General features: G+C 65.4%; 17 protein-coding genes. 6 read left to right on the top strand and 11 right to left on the bottom strand.

Annotation, left to right across the window (positions count from 1 at the left end):
* Nucleotides 1–38: 38 nt before the first annotated feature.
* Nucleotides 39–737, bottom strand: a complete 699-nt coding sequence (locus OG558_RS23990) for a hypothetical protein (protein WP_405064998.1) — start codon at nt 735–737, stop codon at nt 39–41.
* Between the two features lie 206 nt (nt 738–943).
* On the opposite strand from OG558_RS23990, the gene OG558_RS23985 reads away from it, so the two are divergent.
* Nucleotides 944–2,416, top strand: coding sequence for an amidohydrolase family protein (locus OG558_RS23985; protein ID WP_405064997.1), 1,473 nt, complete (start codon nt 944–946; stop codon nt 2,414–2,416).
* 24 nt (nt 2,417–2,440) lie between these two features.
* Nucleotides 2,441–3,880: a S8 family peptidase gene (locus tag OG558_RS23980; RefSeq protein WP_405064996.1), complete on the top strand. Its 1,440-nt coding sequence runs from the start codon at nt 2,441–2,443 to the stop codon at nt 3,878–3,880.
* On the opposite strand, the gene OG558_RS23975 is transcribed toward OG558_RS23980, so the two are convergent.
* A complete protein-coding gene (locus OG558_RS23975) occupies nt 3,877–4,218 on the bottom strand; it encodes a hypothetical protein (RefSeq protein ID WP_405064995.1) in 342 nt (113 codons plus the stop codon). The genes OG558_RS23980 and OG558_RS23975 overlap by 4 nt on opposite strands.
* Nucleotides 4,219–4,623: 405 nt before the next feature.
* Between OG558_RS23975 and OG558_RS23970 the strand changes: the two genes are divergently transcribed.
* From OG558_RS23970 to OG558_RS23955, 4 genes are all read left to right on the top strand, one after another.
* On the top strand, nt 4,624–5,832 hold the full coding sequence (locus OG558_RS23970) for an amidohydrolase family protein (protein WP_405064994.1): 1,209 nt from the start codon (nt 4,624–4,626) through the stop codon (nt 5,830–5,832).
* Between the two features lie 286 nt (nt 5,833–6,118).
* Nucleotides 6,119–6,910, top strand: a complete 792-nt coding sequence (locus OG558_RS23965) for a hypothetical protein (protein WP_405064992.1) — start codon at nt 6,119–6,121, stop codon at nt 6,908–6,910.
* Between the two features lie 426 nt (nt 6,911–7,336).
* Nucleotides 7,337–8,182 (top strand): S41 family peptidase, encoded by an 846-nt coding sequence (locus OG558_RS23960; protein WP_405064991.1) that lies wholly within the window; start codon nt 7,337–7,339, stop codon nt 8,180–8,182.
* 600 nt (nt 8,183–8,782) lie between these two features.
* Nucleotides 8,783–9,346, top strand: a complete 564-nt coding sequence (locus OG558_RS23955; protein WP_405064990.1) for a hypothetical protein — start codon at nt 8,783–8,785, stop codon at nt 9,344–9,346.
* A gap of 125 nt (nt 9,347–9,471) precedes the next feature.
* On the opposite strand, the gene OG558_RS23950 is transcribed toward OG558_RS23955, so the two are convergent.
* From OG558_RS23950 to OG558_RS23910, 9 genes are all read right to left on the bottom strand, one after another.
* Nucleotides 9,472–9,720, bottom strand: coding sequence for a DUF3502 domain-containing protein (locus tag OG558_RS23950; RefSeq protein ID WP_405064989.1), 249 nt, complete (start codon nt 9,718–9,720; stop codon nt 9,472–9,474).
* Between the two features lie 65 nt (nt 9,721–9,785).
* On the bottom strand, nt 9,786–10,118 hold the full coding sequence (locus tag OG558_RS23945; protein WP_405064988.1) for a hypothetical protein: 333 nt from the start codon (nt 10,116–10,118) through the stop codon (nt 9,786–9,788).
* 14 nt (nt 10,119–10,132) lie between these two features.
* Nucleotides 10,133–10,273: a hypothetical protein gene (locus OG558_RS23940; RefSeq protein WP_405064986.1), complete on the bottom strand. Its 141-nt coding sequence runs from the start codon at nt 10,271–10,273 to the stop codon at nt 10,133–10,135.
* A 487-nt stretch (nt 10,274–10,760) separates the two neighbouring features.
* Nucleotides 10,761–12,044 (bottom strand): patatin-like phospholipase family protein, encoded by a 1,284-nt coding sequence (locus OG558_RS23935; RefSeq protein ID WP_405064985.1) that lies wholly within the window; start codon nt 12,042–12,044, stop codon nt 10,761–10,763.
* The gene (locus tag OG558_RS23930; protein WP_405064984.1) at nt 12,044–13,429 is read right to left on the bottom strand and encodes a hypothetical protein; all 1,386 of its coding nucleotides are present in this window, start codon (nt 13,427–13,429) and stop codon (nt 12,044–12,046) included. Before OG558_RS23930 ends, OG558_RS23935 begins: the two co-directional genes overlap by 1 nt.
* Nucleotides 13,429–16,398: a peroxidase family protein gene (locus OG558_RS23925; RefSeq protein ID WP_405064983.1), complete on the bottom strand. Its 2,970-nt coding sequence runs from the start codon at nt 16,396–16,398 to the stop codon at nt 13,429–13,431. Before OG558_RS23925 ends, OG558_RS23930 begins: the two co-directional genes overlap by 1 nt.
* A complete protein-coding gene (locus OG558_RS23920; RefSeq protein ID WP_405064982.1) occupies nt 16,398–18,104 on the bottom strand; it encodes a thiamine pyrophosphate-binding protein in 1,707 nt (568 codons plus the stop codon). Before OG558_RS23920 ends, OG558_RS23925 begins: the two co-directional genes overlap by 1 nt.
* Before the next feature lie 180 nt (nt 18,105–18,284).
* Entirely contained in the window at nt 18,285–19,991 is a 1,707-nt protein-coding gene (locus OG558_RS23915) for a thiamine pyrophosphate-binding protein (RefSeq protein WP_405064981.1), read from the bottom strand.
* Nucleotides 19,992–20,341: 350 nt separating this feature from the next.
* On the bottom strand, nt 20,342–22,474 hold the full coding sequence (locus tag OG558_RS23910) for a hypothetical protein (RefSeq protein WP_405064980.1): 2,133 nt from the start codon (nt 22,472–22,474) through the stop codon (nt 20,342–20,344).
* Between the last annotated feature and the right edge of the window lie 116 nt (nt 22,475–22,590).

Raw genomic sequence — 22,590 nt, 5'->3', positions numbered from 1 at the left:
GTCGCAACGAGCCAAACGTCGCCCACCAACCGAAGCCACTACGACAATGCCAAGGGGACTGTCCCGACGTGTTCGCCCAGCCAGCGAGCGCGAGGCACCGCGCTCAGTTGCTGGATTGTACGGGCGCACCGGGTTGCGCCGTCCGTCGTTGCTGTGGAATACATAGCCTTGGCCGTCGGGTTGGTCAATGAGAGTGTCGATGTTGCACTGGACCCGGCGAGCCATCTCGAAGCATACGGCCTGCGCATCCGCCCAGAGTCCCGGTTCTCGGATACGGTCGCCGAACTGGCGTCGCTCATGCCACACGAGCGCCCGGTCGCCGGCAAGATAGTGCTCATGCATGGTGGCGATTCCCAGATCTTCCGCCGGCAGAAGCAGCCAAGCGTCCCCCGCGCCCTGTGCTCAGCGCTGGCGCCGGCACCGCCCTTCGTCTCGTAGTTGCGCTGGTCGTCCTCGTCATCGAAGCCCAGCAGGAGGACCGGCTCGGAATACTCCTCGACATCAGTCGGGACACCATGGATCGACTCCGGGGTCAGCTCGCCGGCTGCAACGTCCGCCGACGGCAGCTTCTTACGCACCGAAACGACGTAAACCGCTTCGTCCTCGACCCGGCCGTCCCGTCGGCGCAACCCGACGCCGATCTCGATGACGCCCGGACTTCCGAGCAGCTCGTCGCGCACCTCGTCGTACGAGGCCGTCAGGCGGTCCTGAACAGCCGCCCATTCCTCCCTGGCCACGCATCCTCCCCCTTGAGAATGCGACTCCGCCGAACAAATTCCCGCGGATACGCGATTTTCATCGTGGCGCACCGCCAGACATCCAGCAAGCCCTCGCAACGGAACACACGGTCGCTGAAACAAGTATTTGTACTGCGGGTTGTTCTCGCCGTGGCCTGGACTCGGCGTCGAACTGGTGTCATTCTTCGGCACAAGGGGCGGATGTGATGGCAGACTTCGTGGTGGACGTGCATTGTCACGTGTTCAATGCCGATGACCTTCCGGTGCGGGGCTTCGTGCAGCGATTGCATCTGAACACGCCCGCGCTGGGTCCGTTGCTGGCGACTTTGATCGATCGTGTCGTGCAGGGAGCCGCACCCGGCTACGAAGAAGACATGGCGCGAATCCGGCGTCTGCTCGCGACCGGCGGGGAGACCGTTGCCGACGTACTCGGTCCAGGGATCTTCGGAACCGCCGCCGCACTGGAATCGGTCGGCGGACTCGAAAGTCAGACCGACGTTGCCTTCGACGACCTGCTGGCCCAAGACCCCATCTTCGTCCGGCGCCTGAACAGCGCTCTGGCAACAGAGGAACATCGCACCGGGACCGGCGCCGGTGCCGCGGTGGCATCAGCCGAAGGGTGGACCGATCGGCTGGCCGACGCCCGCCGCGCGGTCCGATGGGCCAAGCTGTTCGGCCTTTCGCGATTCGACCTCGCCGCCGAACTCGTCCGCAACTCTTCAGCTCAGGTCGACCTGTTCTGCCCGTTGCTCGTCGATCTCGGCACCGGGCTGGGGGATCGGCCGAAGACCACGCTCCGCCAGCAGGTCGAGCTGTTCGAGGGCATCAGCAGATTGAGCATGGCCGGCCGGCTGCCGGGTGTCGAGAACGCGAGACTGCATCCTTTCATCGGCTTCGACCCGCGCCGTCAAGTCAACGCGGTGCTCGCGGGGCTGGCCGAGACGCCGTTCGACGTGGTCAAGTCAGCGATCTTGGAGCACGGATTCATCGGCGTGAAGGTCTATCCACCGATGGGGTGGGTACCGCTGGGCAACAAGGCGACCATCGACATGACCCCCACTGAAGCCGAGCTCGTGGACGGGGAACTGCGGAAGTTCTACGACTGGTGTCAGACCGAGCAAGTTCCCATCACCGCGCATGCGAACCGGTCGAACTATGCCGACGACTCCTTCAAGGAGTTCGCGGGGCCTGTCGGCTGGGCCCAGGCCCTGCGCGAGTTCCCCCACCTGCGGGTCAACCTCGGACACTTCGGTGGAGCCCGCGCGAACGAGCCTGCTACGGGTTGGCCCTGGCGGATGGCCAAGCTCGCAGTGGCCAACGACCACGTCTACGCCGATGTCGGCAACCATCGCATCGACGATGACGGCATCGCGCGCGCCTACTTCGCGATGCTCGGCGAAATGATGGCCGCTGACGCACCGACCGCGCCAATGACCGACCGGTTGATGTTCGGCTCCGACTGGTTCATGCAGGCTCTGCTGCCGGCGCACGACCAGTTCCTCGACAGCTATCGCTCGCACTATCGCAAAGCATTCGGCGTCGCCGCGACAAAGCGATTCCTCGGCCGGAATGCACTGCGTTTTCTAGGCTTCGACAATCCCGGGAACCGCAACGCACTGCGGCTGCGGCGACGCTACCAACTGCTCGCACCAGATCGGATTCCCGACTGGCTCGCATGATCTGCACAACACGCTGGGGGAAACATGGCAACCGCACAAGAGCGGCGCGCCGCCGTCGCCGACGCACGCGCGACAGTCCGCACGCTCTATGGCAGCGACCTCGAATCGAAGTCCACCGACGACTTCTGCCTCACCGTTAGTCTGCGTCGCCCCTCAGTCGCGCCTGGCATCGGCCTAGAGGCCGTCGCTGGCCCGGCGCCGGCCGGCCTACCAGCCATTCCGACCGTGGTCGAGTTCGCCGCACCGACCTCGTCCCCGCGCCTCCCGATTCCCCGGGACCTGTCGAACTGGTCGGCCATCGGCACAGAGACCCACGCGGACAGCTCGGTGGACTACCCGAACACGACGATGCTCCGCAGCGCACTGGTCCACACAGCCCGGACGTCGGCGTACCAGTTCGTCGGCGATGTCTACAACGAGATCGAACGACTCTCCGGTTCGTCGCTGGGCCCAGCGCCCGAGGTGGTCGGGGCTCCGCAGATCCCGACCCTCGTCACCCAGATCTGCTGGCTGAACCACACCTTGCGCACCTGGGCCGGCCCCGAGGTTCTTGCGGACGTATGTGCTGACCACAGCGTCACCTCGCTCGACGTTCCGCGGCGGCTCGCAGCTGAAGCCAACACGCGCAACCACACTGCGATCGGCTACCCAGCGTTCTTCGAGTCCGAGCATCTGACCGGCAAAGGCATCACCGTCGCGGTCATCGATACCGAGGTGGCGCTGAGGCATCCCGCACTCCGCGGCCGGATTGTCCAGCGTCGGAACTTCACCGCCGAGCCGTGGGGCAACCCCAGCAGCCACGGTACGGCGGTCGCCGGGATCATCGCAGCGGACGACATCGACAACGGTGGCATCGCGCCCGGCGCGACCATCTACAACTACAAGGTGCTCGCCACGAGCCACCTGCTCAATGGCGACAACTTCAGTGGCGGTCTCGCGATCCAGCAGGCGCTGGAGGATGGCGCGGCGATCGCGAACTGCTCGTGGGGTGCCGGACCTGTCACCAGCACCAAGAGCCCGGAGGCCGTCGCGGCTGAGGCTGCGTGGGCGCTGGGAATGGTAGTGGTCAAGAGCGCGGGCAACAGCGGTCCGGGGCGGGCGACGATGACCCGTCCTGCCGAGGCCGACGGCATCATCGTGGTCGGCGCTACAGATCTCGACGGCACGGCCGTCGAGGACTACAGCAGCCGTGGTCCGGCGGGGCGGCGGACCGAACCGGATGTCGTCGCTCCCGGCGGCGGCGCGAGTGGCAACATCGCTGCGTGCCTGGTTGCCGGCGGCTTCGGAGACGCAGGCGCCGGCACCAGTTACGCGGCTCCGCACGTGTCCGGGATGCTGGCTCTCTGGCTCGAGAAGGATCCGGCACTCGATCCAGGCCAACTCCGCGACAAGCTCGTCAGCGAAGCCAAGCGGATCCGCGGCACGGTCTCGGCGAAGGGCAAGGGACTCGCTCACTTCGCTTAGTCCTCGGCCTCCAGCTTCGTCGGGAGGTCCATAGTTACGACGTGCTCATCCGCGGCCAGATCGTCGACCTGCTCGGCCCGAAGCCGGGTATGAATCGTCGAGTTGATCCACGCGGCATCGATGATCTCACCACCTGCGGAGGCGATCCGTTCACTCACCGAGGCGACCTCACGCTCGAACCGCTGCTTCGCGGCAGCGATCTTCTGACCCCGGCTGCCCTCGTCGGGCAACACCGGAGGCGCCAGGGCGACCACGACCTCAACGGCCTGCCCAGAATCGGCGTCATCCAACTTGGCCCGCAACCGCGGGCTGACCTTCTCCTGCGGCTTATCACTCACTCGAACTGCCTCCGGTCTCCCACTTCCCCGACAATACCTCGCCATCGGCAAGCAGCCGCCGGATCGTCGGCGTCGCACACGACCAGTATTCCGCCCTCATCATCGCAGGGGTGAGCCGCATCGTAGGGGGTTGCTGGCAGGCCCGCGTGGGGGGGATGCTGGGGTGCATCTTCCCGGGGGGACACAGTGGTAAGCCGAGACGCATTCGATGAGGCGTACGAGCGTGGTGTGTCACGCGCTGTTCGGCGACCGGCCCGATCAACAGCGCCGCGGCGGCGGGATGTCCCACTGGATGCTGGCGCTGCCGAGGCTGTTTCGGCACAGCCGACGGCTCTTGGCGGTTCGGTCCTGAAGAGCGATGGATCGATCGCTCGTGGCTGGGTGGTGGTGGACGGTGGGCAGATCGTGTCGGTGCGCACGACCAAGCCGCGCGATGTCCAGCACGCGATCAACACCGGGGGTGTCATCGTGCCGGGTCTGATCGATCTGCATGGGCATCCAGAGTACAACGTGTTCGCAGCGTGGGAGCCACCGAACATCTACATCAACCGCGGCCGGTGGCGTGACAGCGACGAGTACGACCGGCTCATCAAGCAGCCCTGGCACGTATTGACCACGGGCGGAAAATCGCTGTCGGTAAAGACCGCGATGACCCGCTATGCGGAAGTCCGCGCGGCGGTCGGCGGCGTGACGGCCATCCAGGGCGCCTCCCAGGACTACCCGAACAAGGTTGAGGCTCTGGTGCGAAACGTCGACCTGGTGATCTTCGGCTCCCAGGTCGCTCGCAGCACGGTGGATTTCGACCGCCTCAACGACGACGACATCGAAAGCATTCGCAAGGGGATCTTCGACACCCAAACGGTCAAGGCGCATTACGTCCATCTCGCCGAAGGACAGAAGACCAACCAAACATCGGTGAACGAGTTCCTCCAGTTCACCGCCTCACCTCTGTTCAGCCCCGCGACGGTGGTGATCCATGGGACCGCTCTGACCCGTGTGCACTTCGACCAGCTCGCCGCGGCGGGTGGGAAGCTAGTGTGGTCGCCGCAGTCCAACCTGCGTCTGTACAACGAGACCACCGACATCGGCGCAGCACTGGCCGCCGGTGTACCGGTCGCGTTGGGCGCGGACTGGATGCCCTCCGGCAGCCCGAGCTTGCTGCACGAGATGAAGGTGGCCTGGCAAGTCCTCCGGCAAACCCCCGGCAACACGGTGAAGGCACCAGATCTGGTACAGATGGTCACCAGCGGCGCCGCCAAGATCGCCGGCCTCGCGGACAAGATCGGAACCCTCGAGGCGGGACGCGCAGCGGACCTGACAATCCTCCAAAAGCACCTCGACGACCCGTACGACAACGTGGTCTCGGCGTACCCGTCCTGGGTCGACATGGTGATGATCGGCGGGGACATTATCTACGGCCGCCCCGATTGGGTCGCCAAACTCTCCACACCTGCCGACTACGAACCGGTCACCGCCTGGGGACGGCCCATGCTGCTCGACACCCGATTCGGCTCCCCTGAGGACGCCGGCATCGACGGACCTCCACGACGGCTAGCGGAGATGCGCGCCAAGCTCATCGCGCGATACCCCGCCGTCGGCCCGATCTTCGCCTAAAGAACTGCGGCCGCCCGACGGCGTCCAGCAGCTCGGTGGGGTTTCACCACTCGACATCTTGCCCACCGCAGGAGCAGCCTGGAACCTTTCTGCCGTACGGACGAAGGGGGTCGACGATGATCGACTTCGACCCGGACTGCACCGAGCATCGAGTTCGGCAAGGGCCCACCCATTGGGATCGCGCGACACTTCGCTGCGCTGCCACCCGCTGCCCCCGAACACCGCGACCTGTTCTGGTACGACCAGGGACCGGTGTTCCACCGCGGCCGACTCGACGGCAGCGCCGATGTCCTCGGTTTCGCCTCGGACCCAGAACCCATCGAACGACCTCATCGCCGGTTGCAGGCTGGGGGCCAGCATCGCCTCCGGCGGCAACACCCAAGCCGCCTTCACGCTCTGGGAAAGCACACCTGACGTTCCCGCCGTCGAGATCCCCGAGGAGTTAGCCATGTCGCACCCCGATACCGTCGTCCTCACAGCAGACCACGACCTAGGCACCGTCCGCACCATGCCGCAATTCCGCAGCCACATAGCGCAAGGCCCGCTCACCAAAGCCCAGCGCCGCGTCGTCCTCGATCAGGCCGAGATCCTGATCGGAGAGGTCTACGCCCACCTGCCCCTCAAGCGCGCCATGCACGCCATCGACCCCCTCCAGGCGCTGCGCTACCTGCGGCACCGACTGGCCGATCTCACCGAGACAGAGTTCCACGAGCAACTGCAGCGGATCTTCCTCGGCCTGCACGACCTACACACCAACTACATCCTGCCCTCGCGTTACGCCGGCTTTGCATTCCTCGGCATCTTCCTCGAACGCTGCGTCGACAAAGGACGCACGGCCTACCTCGTGACCACGACATTCGACCACATCACCGGCGACCCGCAGCTCAAGGCGGGAGTCGAAGTAACGCACTGGAACGGCACTCCGATCCAGCTCGCCGTCGAGGCCAACGCCGCACGCGAGGCCAGCAGCAAACAAGGCGGCCCAGCTCGCGCAGGGCCTCCAGAACATGACCCTCCGTTCGATCAACATGTCGCTGCCACCGGACGAGGACTGGGTCGACGTCACCTACAAGGTTGAAGGGGCGACCCACGAGACCCGAGCGCCGTGGCGGGTCTTCGAGTCCGCCGCGGAAGTGACAATCCCCGGGGACCCTGCCGTCTTGCCAACCAGCGTCAGGGCCGCGGCACATCACCTGGTGGGCATGGACCTCCGCACGGAGCTGGCGCGGCCGGTCAAGCGCCGACTGTTCGCGCCGGCCTGCCTGAAGGACGCGCCCGTCGCCAATAACGAAGGGACGCGTCCGCAAACCTTGCGCCGCAGCGCTCGCGGCCGGCCCGGTCCCGAGCAGCCGTCCCGACGAGCTCAAGGGCCGGATCGTCGACACCCCGAGCGGCACCTTCGGGCACCTTCGGATCTTCACCTTCCACATGCAGGACCAGGACATCGAAGCCTTCCTCAACGAGGTCGCCCGGCTGCTCTCCGTTCTCCCGTCGGGAGGGCCTGGTGCTCGACGTCCGTGGCAACGGCGGTGGCTACGTGATCGCGGCGGAGTACCTGTTGCAGTTCCTCAGCCCGCGCCGAATCACGCCGGTGCCATTCCAGTTCGTGAGCACGCCCAGCACCACCGGCCTGGCCACGACGGTCTCCGATTACCAGGACTGGAAGGCGTCGCTCGAGGAAGCGGTGAGCACCGGCTCGGCGTACTCCACCGCCTTGCCGCTCTACCCGATCAACGCGGTCAACAGCGTTGGGCACCAGTACCAAGGCCCCGTCGTGCTGGTGACCGACGCGCTGTGTTACAGCGCGTGCGACAACTTCGCCGCCGGCTTCCAGGACCACGACATCGGGCCGGTGCTCGGCGTCGAGGCCAACACCGGCGCGGGCGGTGCCAACGTCGTCACGCACGAGGAACTGCGCACTGAATGGACCGGCAGCCAAGTCAGGCAACTGCCCAAGGGAGTGCAGATGCGCGTCGCGCTGCGCCGCTCCCTACGGGTCGGTACCCGGATGGGCCAGCCAGTGGAGGACCTCGGCGTGGTGCCCGACGTGCTCTGCGAACTCACCAAACGTGACCTCCTCGAGGAAAACGCCGACCTCATGGCCACCGCTGGCGCCCTTCTCGCCCGACGCCAACCGCGACTGCTGCGCTTCACTTCAACCGCATCCGGCACCAAGAAGCGCAAACTCACCGTCACCACCGGATCAGTTGCCAGCATCGACGTGTACGTCGACGGCCGACCCAACGAATCCCACCATCGACGGCACCACCCAGATCACAATCCCCGCCGACGCTGGCGACGTTGTCCGGATCGAAGGCTACGACGCCGCCGGGACGCTCGTCGCGAGTAGCCAGCAGAAAGTGTGACCAGTGGCTGCCGGCGATCGGGCGGCACGCGTTGGGCCTGGGAAAGAGGACCGGATCCAGGTTTCTGAGCGGTCGGCGGTGTGTTCGCGGCGCTTCAGCCTGCTCGTCTCCGGGTGACGCGGGCGGCCAGGCCGGCTTCGCGGGAGGCTTTGCGCAGGGATTCACCCCAGCAGGCGACTGAGCCCGGCCATGAAGGACGACGTGCGCGGACCTGAGCGCAGATCTGGGCTATCCGACCCAGATCCGTGACCGCCTGCGCTACCCGAGGTCCTGATCGCAGCCAAGCCCGGGGAGCGGACATGCTGAGGGGACATCCCGCGTTCTCCTCAAGTCCCCTGCACCCGCGTCCGTTCCGCCGCTCGACGATGGATGGGAATTCCTGCACAGCGCTCAGCTGTAGGCGTTCTACGCCTACTCCGCCCATGAGGTGGACAGTGAGATAGCGGCGCTGAAGCCCGAGAGCGCGTCGAAACTCGGCGGCTCGAGAACCACCGCCGCCGCAGCGAACGTCGCCATTGTCGAAGCGGAGCTCCACAGGACCGTGGCGCCCAAGGTAGAGCCGCCGCCGGATCGATCCAGTCGTCTTGGCAGACGGGCCGGCGTCGGCGGCGGCTTATGCCGCGCTGATCACGGTACGGCGACTGCTGGACGAGCACTCGCACAACACCTACCTCCGGTTGCGATTGATCGGGCAGCGGCTCCTCCTGGCAACGGTTCGGATGGCGGCTTCCTTCATCGGGCTGGGCTTTGCCGTTGCTGCCGACGTGCTCGGCCCAACGCAGTTCGCCAGCATCACTATCCTGCATGACTTCGGGACCTACTTGATGATCGGGTGTCTCGGCATCCTCGGCGCGCTGCTGAGCTTCGCGCTCGGCGCGTTGCCGTCGGGAACCAGCCGGCGGATCTATGAGTTGGCGTCCGGCCGGTACTCAGCAACCATCGCCCGGGTTCTCGCCGCCGCGATGGCTGCCATCGTGGTGGCCATCGCGATCCAGGCACGCGTCGTCCCGCTGGAGGCGAAGTGGTTGCTGATGTTCGCCATCGCGGCGGGTTTCAGTGAGCGGCTGGTGCGGCGCATCGTCGAGTCGCTGAGCGCCGACGCCGAGAAGCCCCGGAGCTCGGCTCCTACGCCAGACAAACCAGCCTGACCGCCTTCGAGGAAGTCCCGCTGGTTGTCAAGGACAACGAGCTCGATTGGGCCATCCCACCTCGCCGAGGGCGAACGGCTGCAGGTTAGTCAACGGGTGCCTGCGAGGTACGCGTTGGGCTGCTTCTACATTTCGGCCTGCACTTTGGCGAGCCCCCCGGACGACACCGCCTTCTTGAGCTTGTCCAGGCTGTAGTCGGCATCGACCGCACCGAAGAAGAACAGCGGGTTGCCGTACTGTGTGAAGGCCTGCGAGATCTGCGAGTCCTCGCGCTTCACCGGCGTGACGTCCGGGATGAAACCGGCGAACGTGTCGACGGTGAAGTTGTCATAGTTCAGCGCCCAGGTGAAGCACCCGGATTCGGACTCGGTCATCTGCGCCGAACGCCGTTCCAAGGAGGTCCGCCAGCACAGCGCTGACCTGGGAAACGCGTAGGTGCTCAGCTACTCGAACTTGTCGTCGCCGACCGGCCTCCAGTCCTTGCCCCGATTCCGTACGAGATCAGGTCGTGGTTATCCTTGATCGACAAGCAGTCCTCGAGCTGCATGGCGTTCTCGTTGCTCGCGCCCTTGGCGATCAGCACGGTGAAGTTGTTGGACTGGAACGTCTGGTTGGGCTTCGTCGGCTTGCCGCCCTTGAGCGGCATCCCGTTCGCCATATTCCCGGTCTTCACAGCCTTGAGCGGGCCAGGCAGCAAGGTGGTTGTCGACAGTCCGTCGGTGGTCGCCCAGGCGCTCGCGGTCTGGCCGTTGGTGAACAGGTCCTTGGTCATCGCAGCGTCGGCGTTCAGCGCGGCCCGGTTGATGACGCCGTCCTGCAGTACTTCCGGATCGTGCGCCGCGTCTCGACCACGCCGGGCTCCTCCCAGAACCGGATCGGCCGCGAGCTACCGGTGGACTTGACGTCGGCGGCGAGGAAGAACGGCATCGACTCGCCGCTGAAGCACCGACCGATTCGGTGGCTAGCTGCACTTCAGCCGATGACGGTGAGGAGCTGCTCGCAGGAATTGTCGTCGGTCAGGGGTGCCCTCCTGCCCGGTGACCTTGAGGTAGGCCGGCTCCGGACGGACTCGTCGTCCGTGGGCGTTCGACTGCCACCTCGAGAACGTGGAGACGAATCTGCCGCGGGCGTTCTCGGTCCTCGCTGAAGGCGGGCCACAACGTTCCAGCTAGACGGCTCCGGCTGTCGCGGCCGCGAAGAGCAATTGGCGCGACGAACCGTTGGGCGCCGGCCGGCAAGACCAGCTCGTCGTGATCAATGGTGAGCCGGAACAGCGGAGCATCTCGAGCGTGCAACCGGAGTCGGCAGCGATGAAGGTCAATCTGTCGCGCTCCAAAGGAGTGGCCGATGCCCTCGGCGAGGTGACACTTTCGGCACCTCAAGCTCCGCCCGTAGCTGGACCGCTGCCGCCTTCTCACCGCTTGGCTCGCTCATTGGGTGGACCGAACTGCCAAGGAACGCGACCAGGGATGACATCATCGAACGCAGCCTTCGCGTCGCTTCGACCGCGTTCGATGGCGGCCTCCATGAACTCCGGTTCGAAGAACAGGTAACTCAGCAGGTCACCGCGCCGGCTGCCATCTCCGTGCAGGAGCCGGCCCAACAGCCGCATGTCCGGGTCCGCAGCGAGCCGCCGTAGGCCGCCCAAACCGCCAGGCCGACGGTCGAAGACCTCGGCGGCCAGCAGACCGAGCGTGCCACGATCTGGCGGTCCAATCGCCAGGAACGGCACCACCGCGTGATTCGCCACGGACTGGCCGGAACTGCCCAGCTGTTCCGCGGCACCGACCTGGACGTTGATCTTCGCCAACGTGTTGACGTCCTCGATCATCCTGTCCACCAGGGCCGCGTCAATGACGCGTACCAGTGTGTCGTCGACGTCGGGAGGTGTCCCTGGCTGCGTGTGCTCGATACCGGACGCCGCGTCGAAGGCAGGGTGATTTGCGACGATCACGACGGCGTCAGCCTCCAGCGCCAGCGCCGGCTTCAGCGGCGTGTTCAGCCGCACGCCGCCGTCGATGTACCAGCCGCTGGGCGTGCCATCCTCAGCTGGCACCCTCACCGGTGGGAAGACGACCGGGATTGCCGCAGAGGCCAAGACATGGTCGGGCCCGATCTTGGCGCGCCGGTAGTCGATGGGGCGACTGTCATCCGAGGGTGGCAAGTCCGCACCGCCCCGGTCCACGAACACGACAGTGCGATTGTCGGCCCCGGAGGTGGTCACCACCGCCAGCGCGATCCGCCCGTCGTCCAGGTTCGTCCGCAGCTGGTCCCACTTCACGACGGTCCGCGCCAACTGCCGCAGAGGGCTGGTGTCGAGCAGGCTGGTCAACGTCAGTCCACGGATCCGCAGGAGCTGTCCCACCCATTTGCCGGTGCTGCCAATCCCGGTCTTCATCGGAGACCGGAACACGTGGTGGGTGCGGATGTTTCGCCACACCTCGAGCACTGCCTCCCCCTGCTCGACCGCTGGCAAGTGCGCCGCTGCCGCGTACAGAGTCGCGTTGATCGCCCCGGCACTGGTACCGACGAACAACGTCGGGACCACTCCGGCCGCCTCCAGGCACGGCAGTAGGACAGACAGCACCCCGGCCTCGTACCCCCCTCGTGCCCCCGCACCGGCAACGACCACCGCGACTCGACGGGGCCTGAAGTCCGGGAACCAGAGCGGCTCCGCGGAGGCCATCGGCGTGCCCATCACCGCGCTCCGTGCCAAGTCTTGTCGTGGGCCAGGTGCGCCTCGGTCAGTCCGCCACGGAAGTACTTGTGGTAGTAGCCCTCTTCCACATGGTGTGCCTGCATCCAGGCACCGGGAACGTGAATGGCCTCGGTATGTGCCGGAAACCGTCCGTGGGTTTCGTAGATGTAGTTGCACACGTCGCGAGTGCAGGCGATCACGTCCGCTGCGTAGTTGCTGGCCTCCTTCAGATACCGCGTGCCGAACTCACCGTTGTAGATCCGCTGGAAGAGAGCCTCGTCGGAGTAGATGCCGCGTGGGCCGAATTTGTCGGCGACCACCACATCGACGGCTTCACTCATAGTCGGGTAGTTCGGCGGGCACATCGCCTTGATCAGCGGCTCGCCCAGGCGCCGCAGCCCGACTGGGTGGGCCCGCACCTTTGCTGCGATCGGCAACGGAATCCCCCAGCGCCAGATGTCTGCCGGCTTCCACCTCGGAACCACCCAGTCGAAGCCGAGCATGGACCCGTAGCGGGCCTTGAACTTCGGATCACCGAGCAGGACAGCGGGGGAGATCGAGGCGTGGATCCAGGCGCCGAGTCCCATGGAATCCGCGGTCAGCATCAGGTTCTGCAGCAGCAGATCGGCCTCGATCTGGGTGCGCATCGCCCCGAGGTTTCCGAGCGGAAGCTTGATGTCCTTGTTCAGGAACCCGTTCTTCACCCACTTCCGCACACCCGCCAGCCGGTAGAAGTTGCGGTCGTCGACGATCGTGGGTCTCGCCCCGGTGGGCTGGGTGAGCAAGTACATGATCGCGTTGATGTACTGCCGGGACAGATCGACCACCGGGAAGAGGATGGTGGTGCCAGAGAGGTTCGACAGGAACCGGTTCGAGTCCAGGTAAGCCGGAAAGTCCCGGTTGCCGTCCGGTACGTCGATGCGGCGGTCAAGCAGCTTCACCTTGGCCTGCGCAGCCCTCCTGAGCAGGGCGTCAGGGTCGAGCGCAGACGCGCCTGAATCGTCGGGGGGCAGCTTGCGCAGGTAGTACGTGCCTGTGTCGTTGATCAGGAGGAAGTGGGTGCCCTGAGCGTTGTCTGGGCTTCCGGCGGTCCGGCCGGCCATGTTCAGGTTCGGCTTGGCCATGATCGGCTGGTGGTTGCGAGGGTCGTTGAACGGCCGGTCGGGCATCGTCAGTCCGGTGCAGCCGGTGACCGCGACTAGCACCGCCTCCTCGAGTTCGGTCAACGGAGCCCGCGGCTCGGTCGAGGTATAGCTCATCGAACCGGCCTCGACCGAGGAGCCCCGGCTGACCCGGTGGGTGCGACGATGCCACAGCGCGGTGACCAGCGGCCGGTCCGCAAGCGAGTCTAGGCCGGGGTGGCTTCGGACCTGTTCTGCGGTCATCACGAGCCTCCGTCCGAAAGGGCTGTAGTAGTTGCCGATGCGCCGCTCGAGCTACCGTGAGCTGGTCGCGCCGCGGGGCGCCATGGCGCGAACGCACTTCGGCCACGCGGCAAGAGTGCCGCGGCGCCTGGGCAGTGCCGCAGAATGACGCTGGTCATAGTGCTCTGCGCGATCCAGTCCATCCCGAACGGTGAGTAGATCTCCGGACGGAAGTCGACGGTGAGGAACCGATCGCTTTGCAGACGTCGTGACGCCATCAAGATGAACACGCGGAACGCGGTGTCGGAGAACCCGAAGCCATCGGGCGGGGTCTCGGCGAATAGGCCGATCATGGTGTCCACGTCGTCGACGCTGCGGTAGATCTCACGCATCCGGCGCACCGATTCAGGGCTGGCCGAAAGCTCCTCGAAGTCGCGGAGTCGCGGCTTGTGCAGCCCTTCCCGGAAGTCGTTGTACCGCGGGACCCCTCGCCGCCGAGTGCGGATCAGATCGACCACCGAGAGGTCGATGTGCTCGCCATCTCGGGTGAAGTCTCGCAACGCGTCCGGGAAATTGTGCAACGTGATCGCCCCCGGGTGGGCGCAGCCGAACGAGTAGAGCATGTTCTCCAAGCCGAGCGTGCGCAGCTGCTCATCGGCGTCGGCCCCAGAGATACCTGCGAATCTGGAAGTGCCGATCAAGTGCCCATCGGAATGATCAAGGAAGCTGTAGTCGTCGGGAATCAGCGGATGCAGCCGATAGACGGTGACGAAGTCCTCGGTGAGAGAGTACGGAACGCCGTGATGGTCCGGTGTGGTGGACGGGATGCCGACGCTGGCGTGGGTGTCCAGCAGCCAGATACCGAGCTTGGTCACCCAGTCCTTGCTCGGCGGGCCGCTCCAGTTGGTCTTGAGGCCAAGGTCGATCGCCTCGGTCGCAAGGATTGCCGGCGTCCACTCGACGGTGTGGATCTTCGCAATCAGGGCTGCGACGATCAGCCGCGCGGTCTGGTAAACCCGCTCGTCGCTCCACCCGCGGTAGTGCCTCCGGAGCTCGTCACAGATGACGTTGTGCTCACGGGCAAAGAGGGTGTGCAACCCGGACAGGCCCAGCCACCAGCTCTCGTTGAAGCCTGTGATCTCCATCCCTGAGGTGTCCTCCGGCAGATATCCGTCGCCGGTGAGCCGGATCTTCGCTCCCTCGCGCACAGCAGCGCTTCTCGTCTCGTCCGACCCATACACCTCCGAGGCGTCCCACCAGTGCGAGGCGGCATCGGCGAACAGTTGCTGGGTGCCGTCCGAGCCGACCCTGAGCGCCTTGTTCCCCGCGATCCGCATCAGGTTCTCGGGCCGGCCGTCAGGGGTGTTCTTCCAGGTGCGGCCGCTAGGCATCGGCACTTTCACGTCATCCTCGCCGAGCGGCACGCGGGCGTGGTTGACCCAGTCGTGGACCTGGAACTGAATCCAGGCCGCAGCCAGCAGGTTCAGCGACGTCGCCGGCAGGAATCGCTCCCTCGCCAGCAGCCGAGCGCTGACGATGACAGGGTTCGGGTGGTCGAAAGACTGCGTGTAATCCGGTTTCAGGTTCCGGCCGAACGCGGCACCGACCGCACCCATCGACGGGACGGACAGATCGTTGTAGCGGCCATCGGGCCGCCGCGCCCACCGAGCCTGCTCCGGGGGGAGAGCGGGCACCGCCCGAGGTGCCGGCGGCGCCTCGGGCGGCTCGGTGTCGATGAGATTCTGCCGCCGCAGAACGTGCCGGTATGCCTCGAGGTTCAACACCGACAGCCGCACCGGCAGCCGGTACCACGGCAGCCACCGGTTGAGCACCGAGAACACCGCGCGTGCGGCGGCGCCGGCTACCAGATTGCGGGCTGGGACCGCTGTGCGCCAGCGGGTTCCCGTGCGCACCGCCGCGCTCGCCTCGTAGGACGCTTTCCGGGCACGGTTGAGGTTTCCCAAGGGCCGGAACTCATCCGTGGTGTTCCACGGATTGAAGGCCAGCGCGTCCACGTCCTCTGCAACACGCTGCGCCTCAGGGCTTCTGGTGTCACACGGGCCAAGCGTCAGCACCGCAACCGGTTCGGCCGGCGCGGCCTTCTCGGTCCACTCCACAGACGTATCTTCAATCGGGGTTGAGATCGGATCCCGGTACCTCTGGATGCACAGCTCCATCCGCGCCGGCCCGCCAGCCAGACGTCGGGCGGCATCGGTGGACAGGTAGGCAGGGTCGGTCAGCGACGGGGCCGACTGCCGAGTCCCGCTGGCCGGCCGCAGTAGGTAGCGCACCGCGACGTCAGGGCCCCAGCGCAGCGCGCCGCGGCTCCAATAGGTCTCGGTCAGAACACTTCCGGGCTGCCGGCGGCGAGCCACGAAGACCTTGCGCAGCATGCGGACGGTCTCGCGGGCACCGAACAGGTAGACCAAGCGGGCGATTCCCATCAGTCGCGACGCGGTGCCGCCGGCCGAGGCACGTGCGAACTCGACGAACTGACGGGCGTCGCGGGCGTGGGAGACAGGAAAGTTCGTCATCAGCAGGTCATGAACGGTGTCGTCATCGACATGCACTCGTAGTGCTACGCCGCGCAGGTCGGGTTTGAAGTCCGGCGCCCCGGTGCTTGAGGCGTTGGAGAACCGGATGGTGGTCCGGTACACCGCACCAGGCTCCGCGAACCCGTGCCGTAGGTCCTCGGGAAGCTCATCCATGAACGCCAGTTCGGCGTTCGTCAGCGCCAGCGTCGCTTTCGCGTGCAGCGTCCGCGCCATGTCGTGCGGAACGCCGTGGGCGCTGGCCTTCTTCTGTGCCATCGCCTGGGCAGACATGATCGTTGCGGCGAGCACGGCGAACTCAGCGCCCTCTGTCTCCGCGCTACCGCCGCGATACATCTCGGTCCACCCCTTACCGGTCGGCTTCACGCCGCGCACGCCCGGAGCGGCCGCAGTCCGGGTGGCTGAACGGAACCTCCTGGTCAAGGTACCTCTGGACATCACGACCGGAACCTTTCTTCGAACATCTTCACCAGACCTGGGATGACGCCGTCCGGCGAGGGACTGTAGTGGGGTATTGCCCACCGAGTGATGTGGGCGTCGATCACCGACGGCCGTCCGGAGGCGAGCGCTTGGGCGAAGCAGGTTTCGAACTCCTCCAACGTCTCTGCGGTGTAGCCTTCGGCGCCGCAAGCCTCGGCGTACGCGGCGTAGTTGGGGTTGCGGAACTCCACCAACCCGGTCTTGTGATACGTCGCGAACTGGAACATCTTGATGAGCTTGAACTCACGATCGTCGAAGATCACCCAGATCACCGGGAGGTCATGCTCGACCGCCGTCATGAGCTCGAACCCCGACAGGTTGTAGCAGCCGTCGCCGCAGCCGACGACGACCGTTCGGTGCGGATTCGCGGCCTTGACGCCGATCGCACCATTGGTGTGCCCGGCCATCGGACCGAACTCGCCGACCTTCCGGAAGTTCTGGCCCTCCTCGAGGTCGATGTAATAGGCCAGCCAGGCCAGGTGAGCGCCGGCGTCGGCCAGGACGATGCCGCCTGGCGGGAGCATCCGCCCGATGGCCTGAGCCAGCTCGCCCGGGTGCAGTGAGTCGGTGAGGTGAAGGATGTGCCGCTTCTCCCAGTCCTGCCCGTCGACGGCGACCGGCGAGACGCTCGCGATCTTGGTGTCCAGCGCGGCGTACAAAGAGGCCATCGCGGTACGAGCGTCCGAGACGAGCGCGTGATCTGCCTTGTAGGCCTTGTCGATCTCGTCCTCGGAGATATTGACGTGGATGAGGGTCTTGCCCACGAACAGCCCTTCGTCGTAGTTGAACGTCGCGTGCTGGTTGAAGGCGTTGCCGACCGCGAGGATCACGTCAGCTTCCCGGAACACCTTCCATGCGCTGGCGTGGCCGCTGTCGCAGAACACTCCAACGCAGAGCGGGTGACCTTCGGGGACGATCCCCTTGCCATCTTGGGTGGTGACCAACGGGATCTGGAACCGCTCGATGAACCGCTTGACCTCTGCTTCGGCATGAGCACGGATCGCCCCGAAGCCGATGAGGGCGACGACCTTCTTCCCGAGCCTCAATGCGTCGGCCAAGAGTTCCGCGGCAGCATCCACGTGTGCCTGATCTGCCACGACAGGTTTCACATCGAGCCTGATGCTGTGGTAGTTCTCGACGCTCTGCCCCTGGTGAGTGAGGTTCTCCGGGACCGTGATGTGCACTGGGCCGGGACGGCCTTCGAACGCAACGTTGACGGCCTCCTCGAGAATGTCGCAGGTGTCCTCGATCCGAGTGACCAGGAACGACTTCTTCGTGGTCGCGGCGAACATCTTGAGAGAATCCGGTGTCCGGTTCCATCCCGACGTCTCGTTCAGCGAACCCCTTCCTTTCCACTCCATCGACGCGTATCCAGAGATCGCCAGCACGGGATAGGAGTCACTCATCGCGACCGCGAGACCGGAGAACAGGTTGAACGCCCCGGGACCGGCCGTGGCGAAGCAGACACCGAGCTTGTCGGTGTACATCGAGTATCCGCAGGCCATGAAGGAGGCCGCCTGCTCGTGGCGGGTGATGATCCCCTGGATCTTCGTGGACTGACTCAGCGCAAGCATCAGCCCAGCGGCATTCTCCCCCGCACCTCCGAACGCCACTCCTACTCCGATGTCCTCCAAGCCCTTCACGATCGCTTCATAGACACGCATCTGGATTCCTCCGTCTGGCCCTCAGTCCCGGGAGCCGGATCGACACGACTGCCAACGGCCACCAAACAGGCCCGATAGTCTCTTGTACGTACAGATGTGTCACTTCCTAGATCGCCCGGAATGTCCCCACAGCAAAAGACCTTTCAGTCATTGCCAACGCGCTTGAGACATGCGCGGGGCTCAGCGACCCCGCAGGCGCTCCTCGAGCGTCTCCCACGCCCCGTGCAGCGTTCCCTTCGGCGAACTGCTGTAGTGCGGCAGAGCCCAGCGGGTGATCTTTGCGTCGATGACCGTCGGCCGCCCTGAGGACAACGCAGCGGCATAGGCATCCCTGAATGTCCCGATCGATTCGACGGCGTACCCATCGGCTCCACAGGCGCGGGCGTATGCGGCGAAGTCGGGCGCTGCTAGCTCCACCAGCCCTGTCCTGCCGTAATTGACCAACTGATAGAGCTTGACCAGCTTGAACTCGGCGTCGTTGAAGATCACCCAGATCACAGGCAAGTCGTTTTCCAGCGCTGTCATCAACTCAAAGCCAGCCATCGCGTAACAGCCGTCTCCGCAGCCGACCACGACAGTCCGGTGTGGCTGGGCGGCCTTCAGACCGATGGCCGCGTTGGTGTGCGCGGCCATCGGACCGAACGTGCCGCACTTGCGGAAGTTCTGTCCCTCCTCCAACTCCAGGTAGTAGCCAAGCCAAGCCAGGTGTGCGCCGGCGTCGGCCAAGATCACCCCGCCGGGCGGCAACATGCGGCCCATCGTCTGGGCCAACTGTCCGGGGTGGATGTGGCCCGTGACGTGCGGGATACGCCGGGCCTGATAGTCCTGCCCATCGACCTTCGCCGCGGCGACCTCGCCGATCTTGCGCGCGAGCGACTCAGTGACCGCAGCGAGGGCAGGTCTGGCGTCCGACACCAGTTCGTGTTGGGCACGATAGTGCTTTCCGATCTCCTCCGCGCTGATATTGATCTGGATTAGCGTCTTGTTGTCGAACAGGTCATCCCGCAGCCCAAATGTCGCGTGTTGGTTCAGGGAGTTCCCGACTGCCAGCACCACGTCAGCCTCCCGGAACGCCTTCCAGGCGCTCGAGTGACCGCTTTCAGAGAACACACCCACGTTCAGCGGGTGGTTCTCGGCGATGACTCCTTTGCCGTCCAGTGTCGTCAATACCGGTACCTGGAACCGTTCGGCGAAGCGCCTCACCTCGGACTGCGCGCCACCATGCACCGCTCCGAAGCCGACCAGTAGGACGACCCTGCGGCGCTCGCCGAACGCTTGCGCCAGAACGTTGGTGATGTTCTCGACGCCCTGAAGATCGGGCTGCGGGGGGGTCACGCGCAGCCGCGGGGCTCTGTAATCGGGTACTTGGGCGTCGCGATGGGTGAGGTTCTGCGCGATTGCGATGTGGACCGGTCCGGGGCGTCCTTCGAAGGCGATGTTGACCGCTTCCTCGAGCACGTCACAGACATCGGCGGTATCGGTGACCTTGAAGGACCGCTTGGTGATGGCGGAGAACAATGCCTGGGAGTCCGGGGTCCGCCTGATGCCGGAGGTGTCGTTGACCGCTCCGTGGCCTTCCCATCGGGTCTCGATGTAGCCAGTCAGCGCCAGCACGGGATATGAGTCGCTCATGGCGACCGCGAGCCCGGTGACCAGGTTGAATGCGCCTGGTCCGACGGTCGCGAAGCAGACCCCGAGATTGTTCGTGTACATGGCATATCCGCAGGCCATGTAGGCGGCCGCCTGTTCGTGGCGAGTGAGAATGGGGCGAATCTTCGATCGTGCCAGGGCGACGGTCAGGCTGGCGATGTTCTCTCCGTTGCCTCCGAAGGCGGTCTGCACCCCGAGGCTCTCCAACCCCCGAACCATCGCTTCGTACACCTGCATGACGCAGTCCCATCCCCGAGCCTGCCCGCTCCCCTAATAATCAGGATCCTCGCTACCGCGGGAAAGTCAACTGGCTATGCGCAATGGCCTGCCGACTCAGCAACGCGCTCCCGATTGTGATGATTAGCGACCGCACGCCCAAGCTTATTTCGAAGCAACATGAAACAATCACGACTCGATCGACCGATTCAATCGAGTGATGGCTCGAGCAGAGCATGTGTCGACTATTCTTGGGCACTCCGTACCGCAGGATGAATAGATCAGGAGGCAATCGAAATCCTGGTGCGTGGGATTGCCTACCCGACGAAGGACCGCGGTCTACTCTTTGCCTCGAGGCACTGTCGTGGCCATCACAGGATCGGCGGATCCAGCGGCGCCAGGTTCTCGGGCTCTCTCCACCCTCGGTCGTCGCTGAGTGGTGCACAGGTGAACCTTCGCTCGATTCCTGTACGGCGGACTCCGTCCAGCCAGGTCAGCGCTTCTGAATCGCTGAGTCCAGCGATAATGAGCGCATCGAAGAGCAATTGGTACTCCATCGGCAGGGTGGAGTTGAACACCAGCGGATCGTCCGATCCCACCGTGACAGCCAGGCGCGATGCTGTACTCCCCGGCATCGGAGAGTTCAGCCGCCACAATGGGTGACCGGTCAGGTCTCCAAGATCGCCAATGAGGAGATTCGACGTAGGGTTGATCTCTACGGCGAGCCCTCGGCGACCGATCTCCGCGCACAGTGATGCCGCGATCCGCTGGATGGCATCGACCTCTCCAGCCGGGTCTACCCAGACGGTACGCCGTCCGGCTCGGAAGATCGTCTGGTCTGTCAGATAGCGCCACAGACGAATCATCCGGTCGTCGAGCGGGCCCGCCAGGCGGCCGTCGGGAAAGCCGGCCACCCGGAGCCGGTCGACATTCCTCAGATCGTTGGCAAGCTGTTCGATCATCCAGGGATTCAGCGGCTCGCCGAACCATTCGTTGGTCAGATTCATCGCCTCACGGGCGAGGTAGGACAGGCGTCCAGTGTCCGCGCCATGGCCTCTCTGCGACCACCAACTCCATTCCCAGGCAACGTCGAAGACCCGCTCCTCCAGCGGCATCGCGATCCGTCCTACCCGCTCGGCCCATCGAGCCGGGTCGACCCCAAGGGCCAGCCCGTGCCCGATCCGGTCTCCTTCCCGAAGGTCGAGTACTTCGACTGCTTCGTCGACGTGCCGCAGTCCAGTGAGCAGGTGGGCGAAATCCTCGCCGGCATGCACTGTGGTTCGCAGCGGACCAGGTTGTCTGCCCGGCGAGTTCGACAGCCAACGCGCACCGGACTCTGCTCCCTGACGGACATAGGTCAGAAGAGGGCGAAAGACCCAGGCCGGGACGGCCAGTTCGTCCGCGCAGATGTCCAATCCACGAATCAGGTGCAGCGTCCGTGGCCAGCGGTGCAGAATCCGCGCGAGGGTGATGGCACGCGCTCGCTGCGCAGCGAAGTAGGCACTGAAGCGGTACCCACACGCGTTGGCAGCAGGGTCCCCGGTCGTGCCGCTGCCATTCACCTGCGGTACGCCGGGCGACACCTCGCCGCCGCGTTCCTTGACGAAATGGAAGACCATGCCGAGTTCGGTAGTTCCCGTGCGCGAGCGGTCGTCCGCCGCGCGTACCCAGGCCAGGAGTTCTTCGATGTCCGCATCCGGCCGGGTCCGCATCTCCAGTGACGACAATCCTTGCTCGAGGCCGCTGCGCATCGCCGCGGCCTCGAAGAGCAGCGATGCACGGACGTCGCCACGGGCCTGGATCAGACGCCCGTAGAACCGGATGAACCAGGGCAGGCCCGGAGTGAGTGGCCTTTGGGTCAGGTGCCGGTAAAGGATCGTCCGCACCCTGACGGTCTGCCAGAAGAGCTGAGCGGCCATCCGGTCGGCGTCCTGCGCCCGCTCCCGTTCTTCCAGATAGACACACGCTCGGGAACCCAGACGCTGCTCCGGTGATCCAGAGCCGGGGCCGAGAATGGGATGGATCGGGTCGAGCGCCCACACGGCCGGGATGTCCGTTGCGTTGGTATAGGTCTGAGTTCCGGCCAGCGCGGCGTACGCAGCTTGCAGAATCGCGTGCGGCAGGTCCGTCGATAGCTTGCCAGCCAGCAGATCCGTCACCGCAAGGAGCACGACGGAGAAGGTCGTGACGCCTGCCTCGGCGATCACCCGGCTGCGCAGCAGCGGGCCCTGAAGGTACGCGGCCAGGCCGGCTTCGGTATCCGATGCCAGAAAGCCGGCGAGAACCGTGCGCGCGATCGCACACCGCAGCAGCCACGCGGGCAGGTCCAATCCCTCCTGCAACGCGGCGCCAGGGGCGGCGAGCTGGGTGACCGAAAGCCCGGGCGATGCCAGCCGGGTGAGGAGAAGCGACCAGACGCTGCGAAAGTCGAGCGATGCCCCCACGTGAAGGTGGGCCTCGGCAAATCCACGAGCCAGCAGTTCCCGGACCGCTGGGGTGAGCATGTCCAGGTTGGGGACCCGCCCATCGCGGGCAGCCATGGTGAGCAGGAGGTCCTCAGGCAGGGCGAACGTCAGCCATAGCCACGACTGGCGGGCCTGTGCATGGGCCGGACGAGCAG

The organism is Kribbella sp. NBC_01510, from assembly GCF_045040325.1.
In the GTDB taxonomy this organism is placed as follows: Bacteria; Actinomycetota; Actinomycetes; order Propionibacteriales; family Kribbellaceae; genus Kribbella.
This window is presented reverse-complemented; position numbering and strand designations above follow the sequence as displayed.